The 3,279-nt window shown below is 57.9% G+C and carries 4 protein-coding genes; all 4 read left to right on the top strand.

Annotated elements, in window-relative coordinates; genetic code table 11:
• On the top strand, positions 1-1,024 hold a 1,024-nt coding region (locus ACOYIE_RS10060; RefSeq protein WP_433412834.1), incomplete at its 5' end, for a phosphoribosylaminoimidazolecarboxamide formyltransferase.
• A gap of 6 nt (positions 1,025-1,030) precedes the next feature.
• Positions 1,031-1,567, top strand: a complete 537-nt coding sequence (locus ACOYIE_RS10055; RefSeq protein ID WP_433412832.1) for a hypothetical protein — start codon at positions 1,031-1,033, stop codon at positions 1,565-1,567.
• A complete protein-coding gene (purD, locus tag ACOYIE_RS10050) occupies positions 1,564-2,814 on the top strand; it encodes a phosphoribosylamine--glycine ligase (RefSeq protein WP_433412830.1) in 1,251 nt (416 codons plus the stop codon). The genes ACOYIE_RS10055 and purD overlap by 4 nt, the downstream gene beginning before the upstream one ends.
• Positions 2,815-2,829: 15 nt before the next feature.
• Positions 2,830-3,279 (top strand): hypothetical protein (locus tag ACOYIE_RS10045; RefSeq protein WP_433412828.1); only part of this gene is annotated, 450 nt, incomplete at its 3' end.

Genomic DNA, 3,279 nt, shown 5'->3' with positions numbered 1-3,279 from the left:
AGCGCTGAAAAAAGCGACCGGACTGCCGGCTGCGGCGTCCTTCAAGCATGTATCGCCTGCGGGCGCAGCGCTGGGGCGGCCCTTGACCGATACCGAAAAGGCGATGTATTTTGTCGATGCTGACCATGATTTGTCCCCGATTGCGTGCGCCTATATCCGTGCGCGCGGCGCGGACCGTCTGTGCTCTTACGGCGATTGGGCGGCGCTGAGCGACACCTGCGACGCGGATACCGCGCGGTATCTGGCAGGCGAAGTTTCCGACGGCATTATTGCGCCGGACTATACCGACGAAGCGCTGGAAATTCTCAAGACCAAGCGCAAGGGCGGCTATAATGTTGTTAAAATTGATCCGGACTATGTGCCGAAGCCCATTGAGCAGCGCGATATTTTCGGCATCCGCTTTGAGCAGGGATACAACGATTATGAAATTGACGAGAGCCTGCTGAACAATATTGTGACCGAAAACAAGCAGCTGCCGGAAAGCGCCAAGCATGATATGATTCTGGCGCTCATCACGCTGAAATATACCCAGTCCAACTCGGTTTGCTATGTTAAGGACAGCCAGACCATCGGCGTAGGAGCCGGCCAGCAGAGCCGTATCCACTGCACTCGCCTGGCCGGACAGAAGGCGGATAACTGGTTCCTCAGACAGCATCCCAAGGTGCTGGGCCTGCAGTTTGTTGACGGCATCCGCCGTCCGGACCGCGATAATGCGATTGATGTATATACCTCGGATGAATATGAGGATGTGCTGGCGGAAGGCGTGTGGCAGCGCACCTTCAAGGTCAAGCCCGAAGTACTGACCGCGGAGGAAAAGAAGGCTTGGATTGCCAAAAACACGGGTGTTACCGTCGGTTCGGACGCCTTCTTCCCGTTTGGCGATAATGTTGAGCGCGCGCGCAAGTCGGGCGTTCAGTACATTGTGCAGCCGGGCGGCTCCATTCGTGACGATAATGTGATTGAAACGGCCAATAAGTATGGCATCGTCATGTCGTTCACCGGCATGCGCCTGTTCCATCACTAAGCGGCGATGAAATTGCTCAAAGGGTATTATGCCTATCTGGCGATTGCGGGCGGCGTGCTGCTGCGGCTGGTGCTGCCGGCAAACTGGATGATGCAGGTGGTGGCCTTTGCGCTGATTTCCGCAGGCGCGCTGGGTTTGCAGACGGTTTCCCTGTGGTTTTTCCGCGCAAGCATTGCAGCCGATGTGGGCATCGTCTTTGCGGTGGTCTGCGGGCCGGCGGTCATTCCGCCCGGCCTGCTGCGCATCGTGCTGGAGTATGCGGCGCTCGTGCCGCTGCTCGCGCTGGGCTGCATGCTGCTGCTCGGCTATGCCGCGCAGCGCAGGCGCGCAGGACAGGGCGCGCTGGCAGAATGGATTGTGCTGGCTGTGTGGAGCGCAGGTATCATTCTGGCGCTGCTGCTGGGGATCGGGCTGCTCAACGAAATGGCGTTTCATCTGGCGCTGACAGCAGCCAATATGCTGACTGCGCTCGGCCACATTGCGCTGATTGTGGAAACGTTTCGCGCGCAGCGGGAATATCTTCGGACGGAGGAAGAAACATGAAAGTTTTGGTAATTGGCGGCGGCGGGCGTGAGCACGCCATCGTCCATACTTTGAAAAAGAGCCCCAAGGTGGATAAAATCTGGTGTGCGCCGGGCAACGGCGGCATCGCGCAGGAGGCTGAGTGCGTTGCCATCCAGGCGACCGACATTGACGGCGTGGTAGCTTTTGCCAAAGAGAACCAGCCCGATCTTGTCATGGTTGCGCCGGACGATCCGCTGGCGCTTGGCATGGTGGACGCGCTGGAGGCCGCCGGCATCCGTGCATTTGGCCCGCGCAAGAATGCGGCTGTGATTGAAGGTTCCAAGTCCTTCGCCAAGGAGCTGATGCAGAAATACGGCATCCCCACCGCGGGCTATGCTGTGTTTGAAGACTCGGCCAGTGCGATCGCCTATATCAAGGCCAACGGCGCGCCAATCGTTGTGAAAGCGGACGGCCTTGCGCTTGGCAAGGGCGTTACGGTTGCCATGACGGAAGAGGAAGCGATTGAGGCGGTCAAGGACGCGATTGACGGCGGCGCGTTCGGCGGCGCAGGCGCAAGGGTGGTTATCGAGGAGTTCCTGACCGGTCCGGAAGTTTCCGTTCTTGCTTTTGTAGACGGCAAACACCTGAAGACCATGCCTTCGGCGCAGGACCATAAGCGCGCTTACGACCACGACGAGGGACCGAATACAGGCGGTATGGGCGCGTTTTCCCCATCCCGCTTCTATACGGAGGACATTGCGCAGCAGTGCATGGAGACCATCTTCCAGCCGACTGTTGCGGCGATGGCAAAGGAAGGCCGGCCGTTCAAGGGCGTGCTGTATTTTGGCCTGATGCTGACGCCCAAGGGCCCGAAAGTGATCGAGTACAATGCCCGTTTCGGCGATCCGGAAACGCAGGCCGTGCTTTCGCGGCTGGAAACGGATTTGTTTGATATTTTCAATGCCGTGATTGACGAAAAGCTGGACGAAATCGACATCCGCTGGGCGGATAACGCCGCCTGCTGCGTGTGCATGGCTTCGGGCGGCTATCCGAAGGCCTATGAGAAGGGCAAGGAGATCACCGGCCTGGATGCTGTGGCGGAATCTTTTGTATTCCATGCGGGCACAAAAGCGCAGGATGGAAAAATGCTGACAAACGGCGGCCGTGTGCTCGGCGTAACGGCGACCGCGCCGACACTGGATGCGGCCATCCGCAAGGCCTATGCCGACGTGAAAAAAATTCATTTTGATAAGGTGCATTACCGCACGGATATCGGTGTGAAGTAATGGTAAGAGGTAGTTATGAAAACTGAAATACAAAACCAGATTTTAAGCTGCATGTCGGAAGTTCTGAACCAGAACGGCTTCCGCGCGGAAGTGATGCAGAAGGAAGGCGCGCCGACGCTGCTGCGCTGTGAGGCGATGCGTCAGGGCAAGGTTGCCAAGGACGTTGTGTTTGAAATCTGCTTTATTCCGATGCAGCTGCCGAATGAGGACACCGGACTGCTCCAGTTCTTTGTTACGCTGTTCCAGGGCGCGCCGGATATGCATAAGAATCAGCTTCGCCGTGCCTGCGCTTACTGCAACGAGTTCTGCGCGCTTGGTGCGTTTGGCTATTTTGAGCAGGCGGGACAGATCTATCTGAAGCACAACGCCCTGGTCGATGGTTCGCTGGCGCTGGAAAAGAACATCGCGCTGGTGGCGGACAGTATTTCGCTGCTGCTCGCGTCGGTTGGCCGGTTTATTGACGGA

Source organism: Agathobaculum sp., from assembly GCF_050946325.1.
Taxonomy (GTDB): domain Bacteria; phylum Bacillota; class Clostridia; order Oscillospirales; family Butyricicoccaceae; genus Agathobaculum.
This window is presented reverse-complemented; position numbering and strand designations above follow the sequence as displayed.

Bases quoted from the DNA above. Each gene is read 5' to 3' on its own strand.
- ACOYIE_RS10055 (WP_433412832.1), top strand. From the start codon at position 1,031: ATGAAATTGCTCAAAGGGTATTATGCCTATCTGGCGATTGCGGGCGGC.
- purD (WP_433412830.1), top strand. From the start codon at position 1,564: ATGAAAGTTTTGGTAATTGGCGGCGGCGGGCGTGAGCACGCCATCGTC.